Raw genomic sequence first — 16,222 nt, forward strand, 5'->3', positions numbered from 1 at the left:
CACTCACGGCCGCAGGAAGCGATCCTCGTCCGGCTGGTGGTTCATGTCGAGGCGGCTGGTTTCGAAGACGCGGGTGTCGATCCAGCCGGCCAGCAGCGGCCAGCCCTGCATGGCGTAGGCGCGAAAGGGGATCGTGCCGCAGTGGCGGCGGGCCAGCGGCAGCAGCTTCGGCTCGCTGCGCTGGAGGATGTCGACCGCGGCGACCAGGGGCGCGATCAGGGGACGGGTCCAGGCGGCGACCAGGGCCTCGCCGCAGGTCGTGTCCTGCAGGGTGAGGACGTAGTAGCCGCCCTTCTGGCCGGCCACCGTCAGGCGCTTGCCGCCCCAGTAGGTAAGGTCGTAGCGCGAGGTGGAGGCCGGGTCCGGCAGGTTGCCGAGATCGATGGCACGGGCGGGCTTGCCCAGCTGGAAGACCCGCTCCGCCTTCAGGTCGATCAGGCGCTCCGAGCTTGCGACGGTGGCGCGTACCAGGTTCGGGTCACGCCCGACCTCCAGGCGGATCGGGACGTCCAGGAGCCTGCCCTCCACCAACATGCCCGCCCGGGCGGCCCCGGCCGGCAGGAGGGCCAGGAGGATGGGAAGCCAGGCGAGCTGGGCGGGCCTCACCCCGGGGTGGTCCAGGCGACCTGGGCCGGGCCGAAGACCCGCTCGAAGATCGTGTCGACATGCTTGAGGTGGTAGTGGAGGTCGAACAGCCCGGCGAGGCGGGTCGGATCAATCCGCTCCACGACCTCGGGGTCGTTCTGCAGCTCGGCCAGGAACGGCCGCTCGGCTTCCCAGGAGCGCATGGCGTTCTTCTGGACCAGCTCGTAGGCGCGCTGGCGGGGCAGGCCAGTCTCGATAAGCGCCAGCAGCACGCGCTGGGCGTTCCACAGGCCTAGCGAGGCGTCGAGGTTGCGCTTCATCCGGTCGGGGTAGACGACCAGCTTCTCGATCATGCCGGCTGCGCGATGCAGGGCGAAGTCCAGCACGATGCAGGCGTCCGGCAGGAGGGTGCGCTCGACCGCGCTGTGGGAGATGTCCCGCTCGTGCCAGAGTGCCACGTTCTCCAGGGCCGGCACGACGGCGCCCCGGACGATGCGGGCGAGGCCCGTCAGGTTCTCCGAGAGGACCGGGTTGCGCTTGTGGGGCATGGCGGAGCTGCCCTTCTGCCCCTTGTGGAAGAACTCCTCGGCCTCGCGCACCTCGCTGCGCTGGAGGTGGCGCACCTCGATCGCGAGGCGCTCGATCGCCGAGGCGATGATGGCCAGCACGGTGGTGAAGTGGGCATGGCGGTCGCGCGGGATGACCTGGGTGGAAACCGGCTCAGGCGTGAGGCCGAGCCTTGCCGCCACCGCCGCCTCCACGGCGGGATCGATATTGGCGAAGGTGCCGACGGCACCGCTGATGGCGCAGGTGGCGATATCCGCACGGGCCGCCTGGAGGCGGGCGCGGCAGCGGTCGATCTCGGCGTAGTGGCCAGCGAGCTTGACACCGAAGCTGGTGGGCTCGGCGTGGATCGCATGGCTGCGGCCGATGGTGGCGGTGCTGCGATGCTCCTCCGCACGGGCCTTCAGCGCGGCCAGGAGCCGATCGAGCCCCTCCGTCAGGAGGTCCGCCGCCCGGCTCAACTGCACGGCCAGGGTCGTGTCCAGGAGGTCCGAGCTGGTCAGGCCCAGATGGAGGAAGCGCGTGTCCGCCCCGCAAAGGTTCTCCAGGTGGGTCAGGAAGGCGATGACGTCGTGCCGCGTCACCGCCTCGATCGCCTCGACCGCCGCCGGGTCGATGATCCTGTCGGCCTCATGCTCGGTAGCGGCCCGCAGGGCGGTGACCGCGTCCTTCGGCACCTGCCCCAGATCGGCCATCGCCTCGGCGGCCGACAGCTCGATCTCCAGCCACAGCCGCAGCTTCTCCTCAGGAGAAAAGATCGCCGTCATCTCGGGTCGGGCGTAACGAGGGATCATCTGAAGGGCGCTCCGGTCGGACAGGGGGATCCGATAGCGCTCATCGGCCACCATATGAAGGGCGAACGGCACTGCCAGGGGGACAGCCATGCATCGAAGGCCGGTCGAGGACATCCTTTCCTTCTGGTTCGGGGTGCCGGACCGCACTGCCTGGTTCAAGGCGGACGTCACGTTCGACCAGGCGCTGGGCGAGGCATTCGAGGAGCTGGTCCTGCCGGCCACCGCCGGGGGGCTCGACGACTGGACGACCACGCCTGATGGCGCCACCGCCCTCCTGCTCGTGCTCGACCAGTTTCCGCGCAACATCTACCGGGGTACGCCTCGCGCGTTTGCCTCCGACGCCAAGGCCCGCGAAGTGGCGCGGGACGTGCTGGCGGCAGGGCTCGACAGGCAGGTGCCCGAAGACCGTCGGCCGTTCCTCTATCTGCCGTTCGAACATTCCGAGCGGCTGGAGGACCAGGACCTGTGCTGCCGGCTGATGGCGACGCTGGAGGACCCGGAGATGCTGGACTATGCCGAGCGGCATCGCGTCATCATCAGGCGGTTCGGCCGCTTCCCGCACCGCAACCTGATCCTGGGCCGCGTCTCGACACCCGAGGAGGAAGAATTTCTGAAGGAGCCGGGCTCGTCGTTCTGAAGGAGCCTCAGCGCTGGTAGGCGCGGCTGATATAGTTGCTCCAGAAGCGCTCGAGCGAGCCCAGCAGCTCGTTCACGCCGGTCAGGTTGTCGGCGTTCATGCCGGCCCTGCCCAACTCCTCGGCGTTCTTCGCATAGAGCTCGTCGATCTTGGCCACCAGCTCCAGCCCCTTGGCGGACAGGCGGACCCGCGTCATTCGCCGGTCGTGGAAGGAGCGCTCCTGGATCAGGTAGCCAGTCTCGACCAGCTTCTTGACGTTGTAGGAGACGTTCGAGCCCAGATAATAGCCGCGAACCGTCAGTTCGCCCACCGTCAGTTGCTCGGCATTGATGTTCGACAGGATCAGCGTCTGGACATTGTTGATGTCCTCGATGCCGAGACGATCGAGCTCGGTCTTGATCACGTCCAAGAAGCGACGGTGCAAACGTTCGATCAGCCGGATCGAAGCGAGATATGCGTCCTTCACGTCAACCTCGTCCTCAGTCGCCCTCTGCCCAAACTCTGCGCGGACCTCGCTCGCCCGCCTCGATCGTCTTGGACCACGGTCACCCCAACGCCGCGAATGTGGCGGCGAACAACGCCACGCGTCAACGGTAGGTAAAGGCAGGCTGGAAAAAATTCGCGTCTAGGGTGATATTTGCGTCGGTTCTGCGCGCAGATGGCAGATCGCGGCGGCCGGTCGCAGTCAGGACAACCAGTGCTTATCCTGCCGCCCCGCACGCGCTATCTGTGGACCAGCAACCTCGTTTCGGAACGATCCGTGACAGCCTTCGCCGCTTTTCCGCGTTCCAGGCCCCGCCGCCTCCGGCGGACGCCCTGGATCCGTGCCATGGTCGCCGAGGCCACGCTGGCGCCGAGCGACCTGATCCTGCCGGTGTTCGTGCTGGACGGCGCGGACAAGCGCGAGCCGGTGGCGAGCATGCCGGGCGTCGAGCGCCTCTCGATCGACCATCTGGTCGGCGTAGCCGAGCAGGCGGCCCGTCTGGGCGTCCCTGCCCTGGCCCTGTTCCCGGTCACCCCGGTGGAGCGGAAAACCGAGGACGGCCGGGAAGCCTGGAACGAGGACAATCTGGTCTGCCGTGCGATGCGCCGGCTCAAGCGGGAGGTGCCAGAGGTCGGGCTGATCGCCGACGTGGCGCTGGACCCCTACACGACCCATGGCCAGGACGGCATCCTCCAGGATGGCCGGATCCTGAACGACGAAACGATCGTGGCGCTGTGCCGGCAGGCCTCCTGCCAGGCTGCGGCCGGCTGCGACATCGTGGCACCCTCGGACATGATGGACGGCCGGATCGCCGCCATCCGCGGCGCGCTGGACGAGCAGGGCTTCGCGGACGCGATCATCCTGTCCTACGCCGCCAAGTATGCCTCGGCCTTCTATGGGCCGTTCCGCGACGCGGTCGGCTCCGGCAGGGCGCTCGGGCGGGCGGACAAGAAGACCTACCAGATGGACCCGGCCAACAGCGCCGAGGCGCTGCGGGAGGTGGCGGTCGACCTGGCCGAGGCGGCCGACATGGTGATGGTCAAGCCCGGCCTTCCCTATCTCGACATCATCCGGCGGGTGAAGGAGACCTACGATGTCCCGACCTTTGCCTATCAGGTGAGCGGCGAGTACGCGATGGTGATGGCGGCGGCGCAGAACGGCTGGCTGGACGGCGACGCCGCGATGATGGAGACGCTGCTGGCCTTCAAGCGGGCCGGTGCCGACGGCATCCTCACCTACGCCGCCCTCGACATTGCGCGGCGGCTGCACGGCTGACCGCCGGCCCTGGCCGTCAGAGCCAGTGCTTCAGCTTGAACAGCAGCCAGGGCACCGAGGCGGACACCGCCATCAGGGTCAGCGCCCAGCCGTAGCCCCAGGGCCAGTGCAGCTCGGGCATGTGGCCGAAGTTCATGCCGTAGATGCTCGCCACCAGCACGGGCGGGGTGAGCACGATGCCGGCAATCGACAAGGCGTAGATGACCTTGTTCTGCTGCACGTCGATCAGGCCGACCGTGGCGTTGACCATGAAGTCCATGCTGTTGTTGAGGTCGCTGTCGTAGTCGGCGATCGCGCGCAGGTCCTCCTCGATCGTGTGAAACTTCCTGGCATCGTCGGCGTCGCCGTGATGGGCGCGGCAGAACACCAGGAGCCGCTGCAGGCTCTGGAGGCAGTCGCGGAGCCCGAAGCTGGTCATGTGGTGGATGCCGATCTGCTCGACGGCCCCCTGGAGGGCGTGGATGCGCTTGCCGATGCTGAGCGGCCGACGGGAGCTGCGCTCCTGCTCGCGGTGGAAGATCGCCCGCTCGATCATCTTCAGGTCGCTGCCGATGAATTCCAGCCGATCGGCGATCCGGTCCACGATGACATCCAGCAGTGCCGCCAGCACGTCGTCCACATGCCGGAGCTGCCACTCGCCTGCACCGGCACGCTGCACGAAATGGTCGACCGCTTCAGGCCGGCCATAGCGGACGGTGAGCAGCAGGCCGCCGGTGCGTACGAAGGTCACGGGGAGCGTCTGCAGGGGCTCGCGCTCCTGCCCATAAGGGAGGATGGCACTCATGTAGAGCGTGCCGCCCTGCACGCGCAGCCGGCTGGAGGTCTGGAGTTCGCTGGCCTCGTCGCGCGTCGGCACGTCGAGGCCCAGTGCCTTTTCCAGGAACCGCTCCTCCGCGTCGGTCGGCTCCACCAGGTCGATCCAGCTGGCATCTGGCGGCAGGCTGCCGGATGCGCCCGGCGAGAGCGGGATCAGGCGTTCCGAATCCAGTCGGTAGTAACGCAGCAAGGCTCACCTGCAGGCGAAGGTCCGGAGGCTCCAGCAGTAGCCCATGTCCATGACCTCGACCATCTAGGTCGTGGCATTCACCATGGTGAGCCAGGGGGAATGGGAGCCTCGGCCCTCCCCGCCCTTTAGTGCGCACGGGTTGTTGAAGAAGAAGGAGCTTTCCCGATGGCAAGCGACGGGCTGCGTTCATGAGCCTTGCAGCGATCGATGGCGATACGATGGCGGCGGCCGTCGTCACCGGCCCCGGCCAGCTACGGGTCGAGCAGGTGCGGCTGCCGTGCCCGGCTGCCGGCCAGGTACGGGTGAGGCTGGAGGGGTGCGGGGTGTGCGCGTCCAACCTGACGCCCTGGGCAGGACCCGAGTGGATGCAGTTCCCGACGGAGCCCGGAGGCCTCGGGCATGAAGGCTGGGGCATCGTCGACGAACTGGGCGAGGGCGTGCAGGGGCTGGCGGTCGGCGACCGGGTCGCGGCCCTCTCCTACCATAGCTATGCCGCTTACGACCTTGTCGACGCCGCCTCGGTGGTGCGGCTGCCGGCCGCCCTGGACGGGCAGCCGTTTCCGGGCGAGCCCCTGGGCTGCGCCATGAACGTGTTGCGCCGGGCTGGCATCGAGCCCGGACAGACCGTGGCGATCATCGGGATCGGCTTTCTGGGCGCCATCCTGACCCGGCTCGCCGCGAACGCCGGTGCCAAAGTCGTGGCGATCTCGCGGCGCCCGTTCTCGCTGGAGGTGGCGCGGCGCATGGGGGCGGCGGTGACGATCCCGATGGAGGACCACTACGCCATCATCGAGCAGGTGACGGAGTTGACCGGGGGTACCTTCTGTCCGCGCGTGATCGAGGCGGTGGGCCAGCAATGGCCGCTGGACCTGGCAGCGGAGCTCACGGCGGAACGCGGGCGGCTGATCATCGCGGGCTACCACCAGGACGGGCCGCGGCAGGTCAACATGCAGCTCTGGAACTGGCGGGGCCTGGACGTCGTCAACGCGCATGAGCGTGATCCCCGGCAGTATCTTCAGGGCATGCGCGACGCGGTGGAGGAAATCGTGGCCGGGCGGCTGGATCCGGGCCCGCTCTACACGCACCGCTTTCCCCTGGACCGGCTGGGCGACGCGCTGAACGCCACGCGCGACCGGCCGGATGGATTTCTCAAAGCATTGGTGACGATGTGATGGCGCCACGTTCGCAGCGCCTCCCCAGGCTGGGCTTTCTCGGCGTGGGCTGGATCGGCCGGCATCGGATGGAGGCCATCCTGGCCAGCGGTGCCGCCGAGGCGGCTTCGATCGCCGATCCGTCCCCGGAGATGCAGGCGGCAGCCTTGCTGCTGGCCCCTTCGGCCCGGACAGTGGGTGGCCTGGAGGAGATGCTCGATCTCGATCTGGACGGCATCGTGATCGCGACGCCAAGCGCGATGCATGCCGAGCAGTCGATCCGTGCCCTCGACGCCGGACTGGCGGTGTTCTGCCAAAAACCGCTGGGGCGCACGGCGGCCGAAGTGCGCGGCGTGGTGGAGGCGGCAAGGCGGGCCGACCGGCTCCTGGCCGTGGACCTGTCCTACCGCTTCACCCAAGGCATGCGGCAGGTGCGCGACCTCGTGCGCTCAGGCGAGTTGGGCCGGGTCTTTGCCGTCGACCTCGTGTTCCACAATGCCTACGGGCCCGACAAGCCCTGGTTCTACGACCCTGTTCTTGCCGGCGGCGGCTGCGTCATGGATCTGGGCGTGCATCTCGTCGACCTGGCTCTGTGGGCGCTGGACTTCCCGCAGGTCGGTTCCGTTGCCGGCCGGCTATTGGCCCAGGGTGGGCCGGTGGGTCTAGGGGAGGTCGAGGACTATGCCGTGGCGACGGTGGAACTGGCGGGTGGCACGGTGCTGCAGCTGGCCTGCTCCTGGCGGCTCCATGCCGGCTGCGATGCACGGATCGAGGCGGCCTTCTACGGCACGCAGGGTGGAGCTGCCCTGCGCAATGTCGGCGGGTCCTTCTACGACTTCATGGCGGAGCGCTATCATGGCACCGGCCGGGAGCAGCTTTCCGGGCCGCCGGACGAGTGGGGCGGCCGGGCGGCCGCGGACTGGGCGATGCGGCTGCGTGATGGAGCAGGCTTCGACCCGCAGTCCGCGCGGCTGGTCGAGGTGGCGGCGGTGCTGGACCGGATCTACGGGCGCTAGCTTCGGGCGGGACCTCCCTGAGTTGCGGCCGAGTTCAACGGGCGCGGGTGCGGCATTTCGTGGCCGTTCGTGCGAGCGCGTGGATGCAGGTGGTTCGCGCGGCCGCGGGATCTGCCTATATGGCGGCGGAAACGCTCACTGCCGTCAGGTCGATCGTGAGACAGTCGCAGGATATCGTCGCCACCCGGACCTATCGCCCGCCATGTGACGTCTGCGTCGAGTGCGACGTGCGCAAGCAGGCGGTCTGTGCCGCGCTGGACGACAGCGAGCTTGGCGCGCTGCAGGCGATCATGACCTCGACCAAGCTGGAGACGCACCGCACCCTGGTGGACCAGGGCCAGCCGCGCAACCGCGTGTACACGCTGACGTCGGGCATGCTGCGTCTTTATACCATGCTCCCGGACGGGCGCCGGCAGATCACGGCCTTCCTGCTGCCGGGCGACTATCTCGGCCTGGGCGACGAGGACGTCCACGACCAGACGGCGGAGGCCGTGGTCGACTGCAGCCTTTGCGGCTTCACGGTCGGCGAGATGGAAAAGCTGATGGACCGCTACCCGCGCCTGCGGCAGCGGCTCCACCAGATGACGCGGATTGCCTTGCGCCAGGCCCGCGACAGCCAGATGATCCTGGGCCGGCTGGCCCCTGTCGAGAAGGTGGCGAGCTTCCTCCTCGTGCTGTCGGCAAGGGCGGCCGAGCATGGCGGGGCGCTCAACCCCGTTCACCTGCCGATGACCCGTACCGACATCGCCGACTATCTGGGCCTGACCATCGAGACCGTCAGCCGCTCCTTCACCAAGCTGCGTGTCCAGGGCCTGATCCGCCTCCCGGATGCCCATCAGGTCGACATCGTCGACAGGCGGGCGCTGACCGCGGTGGCCGGCATCGAGGCGCGCTGAGGCACCAGCTTTCCGTCCCGCAGCCGCCAGATGGCGTCGGCCGTCCCGTCCGGCAGCTCGGCATGGGTGATCAGCAGCACGGTGCGGCCCTGCGTTGCCCGCGCCAGGTCGGCCAGGAAGGCCCGCTCGGTCGCCCGGTCCAGGCCGCTGGTGGGCTCGTCGAACACCAGGATGCCGGCCGGCGACAGCAGCGTGCGCGCCAGGCACAGGCGGCGGGCCTGCCCCGTCGACAGGCTGTGGCCGGCCTCGCCCATCGCGGTATCCAGACCATCCGGCAGGCTGCGCACCACGTCGCCCAACTGCGCGTCGTCCAGCGCCTGCCAGAGTGCCGCATCGTCGGCGTCGGGGCGTGCGATGAGCAGGTTGGAGCGGATCGTGCCGATGAAAACCGGTGCCGACTGGCCGAGCAGAGCGACATGGCGGTGCAGATCCTCCTGCCGGACGGTGTGCAGGTCCGTTGCGCCGATCAGCACCCGGCCCCCCTGCGGGTCGCGCAGCCGCAGCACCAGCTCGGCCAGGGTCGACTTGCCAGCGCCGCTGGGCCCGACGATCGCGACCCGGTGGCCGACCGGCACGTCCAGGCTGAGCCCGTCGAGCACGGGATGGTCCGGGTCATGGCCGAAGCGAACATTCTCCAGGAATAGCCGGCCGGGCTTAAAGGCGACCGGAACGGCGGGGTCCTGGATGGAGGCGGGCGCGGTGGCCAGGGCGAGCAGCCGGTCGGCGGCAGCGGCGGCAGCACCCAGCTTCGCGACGCTGCGCACGATCACGCTCAAGGCCTCGAAACTGCCAAGGCAGGCCAGGAGCAGGCCGACCAGCAGCGGCGCACCCAGCTCATCCCGCGCCAGCGCGTCCAGGCCGAACCAGAGCACGCCCAGCAGGGCCATGGCGGCGATCAGCTGGATCGATCCTGCCCCAGGCTGGCGATCCAGGCGAGATGCCGCCGGCCCCGGGCCAGCCGCTCGGCACAGGCATCGAAGGCCTGGCGATGCTCTGCGACGGCACCCAGCGCGATCAGGTCGGCATGGCCATCGATGCCGTCCAGCGCGGCGACTCGCAGGTCGGCCTGCGCATCGACCACCGCTTTGCCACTCGACCGGCCGGCCAGCACGAGCCCGGCCGGGACGGCCACGAGGGCCGTGGCGTAGAGGCCCGCATAGAGAATGGCTGCCGGGGGCAGCAGCATGGCGAGCGCCGTCGTCATGGCCGCACCGGCGATGGCGGCGGTCGCCAGCGGCCCCAGGGCTACCAGGAAGGCGCTGTCCAGCGCGTCGACATCGGCAGTCAGCCGGCTCACCAGATCGCCGTGGCGCAGGCTGCGGTCGTCGATCGGCAGGCGCGGGAACAGCCGGCCGAACAGCCAGACGCGGATGCGGGTGAGCAGGCGCAGCGTGGTGTCGTGGCCGGTGAGCTTCTCGCCGTAGCGGGACAGGATCCGCAGGAGCGAGAGCCCGCGTACCAGGGCGGAGGGGACGAAGAGGTTGAAGCTGGCGGCGACGACCACGGTGGCCGTGGCGGTCAGGAACCAGCCCGAGACACCCAGCAGCATCACCCCGGCCAGCAGCGTGACCGTGGAGAGCAGGAGGGTGGCGGCCAGGCGGCGCCACTCGGCCGCAAAGAGCGGGAAGAAGGTCCAGAGGCTGGTCACGCCACGCTCTCCATCGGCAGGGTCGGCTGGCGCTCGCGCCGCTGCGGCGTCGGCAGGACGCTATGGCCGGCGATGCGCAGGGTGCGGTCCATCCTGGCCGCGACCGTGGCGGAATGCGTCGCCACCAGCATGGTGCGGCCGCGGGCAAACGCCATCAGATTGTCCAGGAGGCGCTGCTCGGTCTGGAGGTCCAGGTGCGCGGTGGGCTCGTCCAGGAGGATCAGGCCGGGGTCGCGCAGGAACAGCCTAGCCAGCGCCACCCGATGCGCCTCCCCGCCCGACAGGCCCAGGCCGTTCTCGCCGAGCGGCATGGCGAGGTCAGGGGCGAACTCGGTCACCAGCGCCAGATCGGCGGCCCGCCGCACCTCCGCCTCGCTCGCCCGCGGGCGGCCTACCCGGATGTTCTCGGCGATGCTGCCGGCAAAGATCCGGGGCCGCTGGCCGACCATGGCGACCATCGCGCGCAGGCGGGCCTCAGGCAGGCCAGCCAGCGGGCAGCCGCCGATCGCGATGGTTCCCTCGGCGGAGCGCAGCCTCGCCAGCGCCTCCAGGAGGCTGGTCTTGCCGCTGCCGCTCTCGCCGACCAGCGCCACATGGCTGCCGGCCGTCATCCGGAGGTCGACCTCGTCCAGGACGATCGTTCGGCGGTCCGACGCGTGAAGGCGCAGTCCTTCGACCACGAGATCGAGCGCCTTCCCGTCGTCCGTCACCGTCTCCTCCTCCGCCGGACGCAGCCGGGCGCCGACGGCCGGCAGTTCGCCGAACTGCTGGGCAATCTCGGCCACCGCCGCCTTGGCGGCGGCACGGTCATGGTAGTGGGCGGCCAGCAGCCGGAGCGGCTGGTAGACTTCGGGCGCCATCAGCAGGCAGAACAGGCCGGCCTGCAGGCCGAGCGCGGTCCCGCGCAAATCGACCAGGCCGAGATAGCTCAAGCCCACGTAGAGAGCGACGCCGGCCACGCCGAGCGCGGCGAAGAACTCCAGCACGGCGGAAGACAAGAAGGCGATCCGCAGCACGCCCAGCGTGCGGCGGCGCAGGTCCTCGCTGCTGTCCCGCACCAGCCGGGTCTCGTCGGCGGCACGCCCGAACAGCTTGAGCGCCAGCATGCCGCGCAGCCGGTCGGCGAACAGCCCGGACAGGCGGGAGAAGGCCTGGGCGTTGGCCCTGGTCGCCGCCTCGGTACCCCAGCCCACCAGCGCCATGAACAGGGGAATGAGCGGGGCCGTCACCAAGAACAGGAGGCCCACCACCCAGTCCACCGGCAGCACCAATACGGCAAATGCGATCGGCAGGACGGCCGCCTGCACCATGGCCGGCATGAAGCGGGCGACGAACCCGTCCAGTGCTTCCACATGGTCGACCAGAGCGGCGCTAAGCGCGCCAGAAGGGCGGGCGGCGATCCAGCCGGGCTGATGGGACAGCATCCGGTCGAACAGCGTGCCGCGCAGCGCCACCTTGATCCGCTCGGCAGCCTGCGTCCCCGCCCGCTCGGCCACGAGGCCCAGCAGCACGCGCAGGCCGAACAGGCAGGCCAGGACGGCGACGGATGGCAGGAGCACCGTCCTTCCCTCGCCCGCCACGATCGCGCGCCCCAGGATGTCGGCCAGAAGCCAGGCCTGTCCCACGAGGACGACGCCGGCCAGGACCGGCAGCACCGTCGCCAGCAGCAGCCCGGGGCCGCCATGTCGGCGCAGGCCCATCATCCAGCGGCCGTGCTGGCGGGCCTGGTCCGCCGGGATCGAATGTCTCACTGAAGCAGCCTTTGGGAAGTGCGCCGGGCTGGCCAGGGATAGTCGGCGGGTACCCGGGCCGGCATTGATTGCAATCAAGGCAGTCTGCCCAGGCCAGGCCTAAGCCATCGTCATCCGGCGTACGGGCCGGCTTCGGCGAGGTGCTCTAGGACCATGATCAATTTCAGCGTGGTCGACCTGTCGCGACTGCAGTTCGAGGCGACGGCAATGTATCATTTCCTGTTCGTGCCACTGACGCTCGGCCTGTCGTTCCTCATGGCGATCATGGAGAGCGTCTATGTGATGACCGGCCGCGAGATCTGGCGGCGGATGACCCTGTTCTGGGGCACGCTGTTCGGCATCAACTTCGCGATGGGCGTCGCCACCGGCATCGTCATGGAGTTCCAGTTCGGCATGAACTGGAGCTATTACAGCCATTATGTCGGCGACGTGTTCGGGGCACCGCTCGCGATCGAAGGACTGATGGCCTTTTTCCTCGAGGCCACCTTCATCGGCATGTTCTTCTTCGGCTGGGACCGGCTGAGCAAGGTCGGGCACCTGTGCGTGACTTGGCTGGTGGCGCTGGGCGCCAACTTCTCGGCCTTGTGGATCCTGATCGCCAACGGCTGGATGCAGAATCCGGTCGGCTCGACCTTCAATCCCGACACAATGCGGATGGAGGTCGTCGACTTCATGGCGGTGATCTTCAATCCCGTGGCCCAGGCGAAGTTCGTGCACACGGTGAGCGCCGGCTATGTCACGGGCTCGATGTTCGTGATGGCGGTGAGCGCCATCTTCCTGCTCGGCCGCCGCCACCAGGATCTGGCCAAGCGCTCGATGGTCGTGGCCGCGAGCTTCGGCCTGGCCTCGGCCCTCTCGGTCGTCGTGCTGGGCGACGAGAGCGGCTACGTCACCACCGAGCACCAGCGGATGAAGCTCGCGGCGATGGAGGGCATGTGGGAGACCGAGCCGGCCCCGGCTGGCCTCACGGTCTTCGCGATCCCTCACCAGCAGACCCACGAGAACACCCATTCGTTCCAGATCCCCTATGCGCTGGGCCTGATCTCGACCCGTTCGATCTCGACTGAAGTGCCGGGTATCGTCGACCTGGTGGAGCGGGCCAAGGAGCGGATCCGCAACGGCATGACCGCCTATGCGGCGCTGCAGAAGGTCCGTGCCGACAAGAGTGACGCGGCCGCCCGCGCCGAGTTCGAGCAGCGCTGGCCGGACCTGGGCTACGCGCTCCTGCTCAAGCGCTACACCGACGACGTCGCGGCCGCCTCGGACGAACTGGTCGAGAAGGCGGCCTGGGACACGGTGCCGAGCGTGGCGCCGCTGTTCTGGAGCTTCCGCCTGATGGTCGCGCTCGGCCTCTACTTCATCGCCTTCTTCGCGGTGGCCTTCTGGCTGGCGTCGCGGCAACGGATCGGCGAGAGCCGGCCCCTGCTCTGGGTGGCGGTCGTGAGCCTACCGCTGCCCTGGGTGGCGATCGAGGCGGGCTGGCTAGTGGCCGAGTATGGCCGGCAGCCCTGGGCGATCGAGGGAGTGCTGCCGACCTTCTACGCCGCGTCGGGCCTGACCTTCACCGACCTCGCGATCAGCCTCGGCTTCTTCCTGACCCTCTACACCAGCCTCGCCGTCATCATGGTGTTCCTGATGGCCAGGGTGATCCGGCATGGGCCGTCACGTGACAACGCCCTGATCGATGGCATCGGCGGCTCCCGGCAGATCCCGGCCGGCGCCGCCGCGGCGCCCGAGCACTGATCCGACCGGCTGGCAAGGAGCTCACGTCATGATCCCCCTCGACTATGAAACCCTGCGGCTGATCTGGTGGGTGCTGCTGGGCATCCTCCTGATCGGCTTCGCGCTCACCGACGGCTACGACCTGGGCATCGGCGCGCTTCTCCCCTTCGCCGCCAAAACCGACGAGGAGCGGCGCATCCTGATCAACATCGTGGGCCCGGTCTGGGAGGGCAACCAGGTCTGGCTGATCCTGGGCGGCGGTGCCGTGTTCGCGGCCTGGCCAGCCCTCTACGCCGTGTCGTTCTCTGGCTTCTACCTCGCGATGATCGTGATCCTGCTGGCGCTGATCCTGCGCCCGGTGGGCTTCAAGTTCCGCGGCAAGATCCAGCATCCGACCTGGCGCGCGGTCTGGGACTGGGCGCTGTTCGTGGGCGGTGCGGTGCCGGCGCTGATCTTCGGCGTGGCGGTCGGCAACGTGCTGCTGGGCGTCCCGTTCGACCTGGATGAGACGCTGCGTCCGCATTACGCCGGCAGCTTCTTCGACCTGCTCACGCCCTTCGCGCTGCTGGCAGGCCTGGTCAGCCTGGCCATGCTGGTGGTCCACGGGGCGGTGGTCATCACGACCCGCACGAGCGGCCCAGTCGCGGAGCGGGCACGCCTGATCGGCCGGCAGGCGGCCCTGGCCACGATCGCCCTGTTCGGGCTGGCGGGGGTCTGGATGGCGCTGGTCGATGGCTATGTCGTCACGAGCGTCCAGGAGCATGCGGCCGCCTCCAACCCACTGGGCAAGGCCGTATCGCTCGCCAGCGGCGCCTGGCTTGCCAACTATGCCACGCATCCCTGGATGCTGCTGGCGCCGGTCCTGGGCTTTCTCGGCGCGATCCTGGCCTGGGCGGGCCTTGGCAGCCGGTGCTGGAAGCTGGCCCTTTCTGGCTCCAGCCTCTCCATCACCGGCATCATCGCCACGGCGGGCCTGTCGCTGTTCCCTTTCCTCCTGCCCTCGTCGCTGAACCCGGCCGCCAGCCTGACGGTCTGGGATGCATCGTCCAGCCACCTGACCTTGTGGACGATGCTGCTCGCGACGGTGGTCTTCCTGCCGATCGTGCTGGCCTACACGGCCTGGGTCTACCGGGTGATGAGCGGCCCGGTGAACGCCGCTTCGATCGGCCGCAACCCCAACGCCTACTGAGGACGATCCGCCATGTGGTACTTCTCCTGGATCCTGGGCGTCGGTCTCGCCTGCGCCTTCGCCATCCTGAACGCGATGTGGTTCGAGCTGCGCGAGGACCAGCGCCAGGCTGTCGTACGGGGCGACCGGTGACCACCGCCGAGACGTTGCGCCGCTACGCAGCGATGCCGGTGCCGCGCTACACCTCCTATCCCACGGCCGCGGAGTTCACCGCCGACGTGGGTCCGGCGGACCATGCGGCTTGGCTGCGGCGCCTGCCCCTGCAGGAGAGCGTCTCGCTCTACCTGCACGTCCCCTACTGCCGGGCGCTCTGCCATTATTGCGGCTGCCACGCGAAGATGGCCGTGCGCGACCATGTGAGCCGGACCTACCAGCGCGCCCTGGAAGCCGAGATCGCCCTGGTCGGCGGCCTGCTGCCGGGCAGGCTGAAGGTGGCGCGGCTGGCCTGGGGCGGCGGCACGCCAGGCATCCTCGGCAGCGCGGGACTGGCCTCGGTGCTGGGCGTGCTCCGTCAGCATGTCGACTTCGAGCCGGACATGGAGCACTCGATCGAGCTCGACCCGCGCCATGTCGATGCGGCCTCGGCCCGCGACCTGGCGGCACTGGGCGTCAACCGGGTGAGCCTGGGCGTGCAGGATCTGGATCCGGCGGTGCAGCGGGAGATCGGCCGGATCCAGCCAGGCGAGCTGGTGGCCAAGGCGGTCGACGACCTGCGCGCGGCCGGGCTTGGCAGCATCAATGTCGACCTGATCTATGGCCTGCCGGCCCAGACCGTGGATTCGATACGGGCGACCTGTGCTTCGGTCGTGGCGCTGCGGCCAAGGCGCGTGGCCTTCTATGGCTATGCCCACCTGCCCGAGCGCCGCGCCAACCAGCGGCTGATCGACCCGGCAAAGCTGCCGGGCACGGCTGAGCGCTTCGAGCAGGCGACGACGATCGCCGAGATCTTCCAGGCCAGCGGCTACGTCCCGATCGGGATCGACCATTTCGCGGTCCCCGACGACAGGCTGGCCCTGGCAGCGCCCAACGGGCAGCTCCGCCGCAACTTCCAGGGCTATACCGACGACGATCGGCCGAGCGTAATCGGCTTCGGCGCCTCGGCGGTGTCGCGCCTGCCCGATGGCTACGCGCAGAACATTGCCGACAACCCGCGCTATGTCCGCTGCATCGAGGCCGGCGGGCTCGCGACCTGCCGAGGCAAGCGGCTGGACGAGGACGATCGGGCGCGGGCACGCATCATCGAGGCGCTGATGTGCAACTTTCGCGCCGACCTGGCTGCCCTCGATCCGCAGCACGACTATGCTGACGAGCTGGCCCTGCTGCGCCCGCTGGCGGCCGACGGCATGCTGACCATCAAGGGCAGCAGGATCGAGATGACCGAGCAGGGGCGCCCGGTGGTGCGGGTGGCCGCGGCGATCTTCGACAGCTTCCGCTCGCAGACCGCCAACCGGTTCAGCCTGGCGGTTTGAGCAGGTACCGGCGAGGCGGGTGCAACGCTCAGCGC

The 16,222-nt window shown here is 69.1% G+C and carries 16 protein-coding genes; 9 read left to right on the forward strand and 7 right to left on the reverse strand.

The features are described 5' to 3' along the window. Nucleotides 1–3: 3 nt before the first annotated feature. On the reverse strand, nucleotides 4–606 hold the full coding sequence (locus VHL31_RS13645; protein WP_329661772.1) for a hypothetical protein: 603 nt from the start codon (nucleotides 604–606) through the stop codon (nucleotides 4–6). Continuing rightward, nucleotides 603–1,943 (reverse strand): adenylosuccinate lyase, encoded by a 1,341-nt coding sequence (gene purB, locus VHL31_RS13650; protein WP_329661773.1) that lies wholly within the window; start codon nucleotides 1,941–1,943, stop codon nucleotides 603–605. Before purB ends, VHL31_RS13645 begins: the two co-directional genes overlap by 4 nt. An 88-nt stretch (nucleotides 1,944–2,031) precedes the next feature. Here purB and VHL31_RS13655 point away from each other — a divergent pair, with 88 nt between their 5' ends. Continuing rightward, nucleotides 2,032–2,580, forward strand: a complete 549-nt coding sequence (locus tag VHL31_RS13655) for a DUF924 family protein (RefSeq protein WP_329661774.1) — start codon at nucleotides 2,032–2,034, stop codon at nucleotides 2,578–2,580. A gap of 7 nt (nucleotides 2,581–2,587) precedes the next feature. Here the strand turns inward: VHL31_RS13655 and VHL31_RS13660 are convergent, their stop codons facing one another. After that, complete coding sequence (locus VHL31_RS13660) at nucleotides 2,588–3,046, reverse strand: MarR family winged helix-turn-helix transcriptional regulator (RefSeq protein WP_329661775.1); 459 nt, start codon at nucleotides 3,044–3,046, stop codon at nucleotides 2,588–2,590. Between the two features lie 294 nt (nucleotides 3,047–3,340). On the opposite strand from VHL31_RS13660, the gene hemB reads away from it, so the two are divergent. Further along, the gene (gene hemB, locus VHL31_RS13665; protein ID WP_329661776.1) at nucleotides 3,341–4,339 is read left to right on the forward strand and encodes a porphobilinogen synthase; all 999 of its coding nucleotides are present in this window, start codon (nucleotides 3,341–3,343) and stop codon (nucleotides 4,337–4,339) included. 16 nt (nucleotides 4,340–4,355) lie between these two features. Here hemB and VHL31_RS13670 read toward each other — a convergent pair whose 3' ends face one another. Continuing rightward, a complete protein-coding gene (locus tag VHL31_RS13670) occupies nucleotides 4,356–5,345 on the reverse strand; it encodes a CorA family divalent cation transporter (RefSeq protein ID WP_329661777.1) in 990 nt (329 codons plus the stop codon). Between the two features lie 188 nt (nucleotides 5,346–5,533). On the opposite strand from VHL31_RS13670, the gene VHL31_RS13675 reads away from it, so the two are divergent. The 3 genes from VHL31_RS13675 to VHL31_RS13685 all read left to right on the forward strand — a co-directional run bounded on the left by VHL31_RS13675 (nucleotide 5,534) and on the right by VHL31_RS13685 (nucleotide 8,408). Further along, nucleotides 5,534–6,517: an MDR/zinc-dependent alcohol dehydrogenase-like family protein gene (locus VHL31_RS13675; protein ID WP_329661778.1), complete on the forward strand. Its 984-nt coding sequence runs from the start codon at nucleotides 5,534–5,536 to the stop codon at nucleotides 6,515–6,517. Next, the gene (locus tag VHL31_RS13680) at nucleotides 6,517–7,512 is read left to right on the forward strand and encodes a Gfo/Idh/MocA family oxidoreductase (protein ID WP_329661779.1); all 996 of its coding nucleotides are present in this window, start codon (nucleotides 6,517–6,519) and stop codon (nucleotides 7,510–7,512) included. The genes VHL31_RS13675 and VHL31_RS13680 overlap by 1 nt, the downstream gene beginning before the upstream one ends. Before the next feature lie 119 nt (nucleotides 7,513–7,631). Continuing rightward, a complete protein-coding gene (locus VHL31_RS13685; protein WP_414653732.1) occupies nucleotides 7,632–8,408 on the forward strand; it encodes a helix-turn-helix domain-containing protein in 777 nt (258 codons plus the stop codon). On the opposite strand, the gene VHL31_RS13690 is transcribed toward VHL31_RS13685, so the two are convergent. Genes VHL31_RS13690 through cydD form a run of 3 tightly spaced genes read right to left on the reverse strand, consistent with a single transcriptional unit; the run spans nucleotide 8,348 to nucleotide 11,756 of the window. Beyond that, the gene (locus VHL31_RS13690; RefSeq protein ID WP_329661781.1) at nucleotides 8,348–9,295 is read right to left on the reverse strand and encodes an ABC transporter ATP-binding protein; all 948 of its coding nucleotides are present in this window, start codon (nucleotides 9,293–9,295) and stop codon (nucleotides 8,348–8,350) included. The two genes, VHL31_RS13685 and VHL31_RS13690, sit on opposite strands and share 61 nt — an antisense overlap. A gap of 8 nt (nucleotides 9,296–9,303) precedes the next feature. Continuing rightward, nucleotides 9,304–10,056: a hypothetical protein gene (locus VHL31_RS13695; RefSeq protein WP_329661782.1), complete on the reverse strand. Its 753-nt coding sequence runs from the start codon at nucleotides 10,054–10,056 to the stop codon at nucleotides 9,304–9,306. Beyond that, a complete protein-coding gene (cydD, locus tag VHL31_RS13700; protein WP_414653733.1) occupies nucleotides 10,053–11,756 on the reverse strand; it encodes a thiol reductant ABC exporter subunit CydD in 1,704 nt (567 codons plus the stop codon). Before cydD ends, VHL31_RS13695 begins: the two co-directional genes overlap by 4 nt. Nucleotides 11,757–11,960: 204 nt before the next feature. Here cydD and VHL31_RS13705 point away from each other — a divergent pair, with 204 nt between their 5' ends. From VHL31_RS13705 to hemN, 4 genes are read left to right on the forward strand one after another with little or no spacing between them, the layout of a single operon-like run. Continuing rightward, complete coding sequence (locus tag VHL31_RS13705; protein ID WP_329661784.1) at nucleotides 11,961–13,550, forward strand: cytochrome ubiquinol oxidase subunit I; 1,590 nt, start codon at nucleotides 11,961–11,963, stop codon at nucleotides 13,548–13,550. Between the two features lie 28 nt (nucleotides 13,551–13,578). Beyond that, on the forward strand, nucleotides 13,579–14,718 hold the full coding sequence (gene cydB / locus VHL31_RS13710; RefSeq protein ID WP_329661785.1) for a cytochrome d ubiquinol oxidase subunit II: 1,140 nt from the start codon (nucleotides 13,579–13,581) through the stop codon (nucleotides 14,716–14,718). A 12-nt stretch (nucleotides 14,719–14,730) separates the two neighbouring features. Then, on the forward strand, nucleotides 14,731–14,850 hold the full coding sequence (gene cydX, locus VHL31_RS13715; protein WP_329661786.1) for a cytochrome bd-I oxidase subunit CydX: 120 nt from the start codon (nucleotides 14,731–14,733) through the stop codon (nucleotides 14,848–14,850). Next, nucleotides 14,847–16,187, forward strand: a complete 1,341-nt coding sequence (gene hemN / locus VHL31_RS13720; protein ID WP_329661787.1) for an oxygen-independent coproporphyrinogen III oxidase — start codon at nucleotides 14,847–14,849, stop codon at nucleotides 16,185–16,187. Before cydX ends, hemN begins: the two co-directional genes overlap by 4 nt. Nucleotides 16,188–16,222: the final 35 nt, after the last annotated feature.

Source organism: Geminicoccus sp. (genome assembly GCF_036263595.1).
GTDB lineage: Bacteria > Pseudomonadota > Alphaproteobacteria > Geminicoccales > Geminicoccaceae > Geminicoccus.